1 pseudogene is annotated in these 330 nt (G+C 38.5%); it reads right to left on the reverse strand.

The features are described 5' to 3' along the window. Positions 1-330 (reverse strand): annotated as a pseudogene (gene oppB, locus JKP73_RS22315) (murein tripeptide/oligopeptide ABC transporter permease OppB); the annotation flags it as partial.

Genomic DNA, 330 nt, shown 5'->3' on the forward strand with positions numbered 1-330 from the left:
CTCGAGCCGTTCGTACATAATCTTGTGTTTGTTCATCTAAAATTCCTGAGCGGAAGTAAGTAAAGATTCCAACTGTTCCAAAGACCGCCAAACTAAAAGCCGGAAGAATCATGTGATAAATCTTACTAAAGAAAACAGGAATTATTCCCATCGCATCTGGACTTACCGTCCCACCTGTCGGAAACCAATTAAGACTATAACCAAAGATAAAGATAATCAAGAGATAGAATACGTAAGGTGGAATACCAAAAGTAATTGAATTATAGGTCAACCACAATTGGTCTTGCCATTTTCCTTCATTTCGAGCTGCAACTATCGACATCGGAATAG

Source organism: Virgibacillus salexigens, from assembly GCF_014905415.1.
In the GTDB taxonomy this organism is placed as follows: Bacteria; Bacillota; Bacilli; order Bacillales; family Amphibacillaceae; genus Virgibacillus; species Virgibacillus salexigens.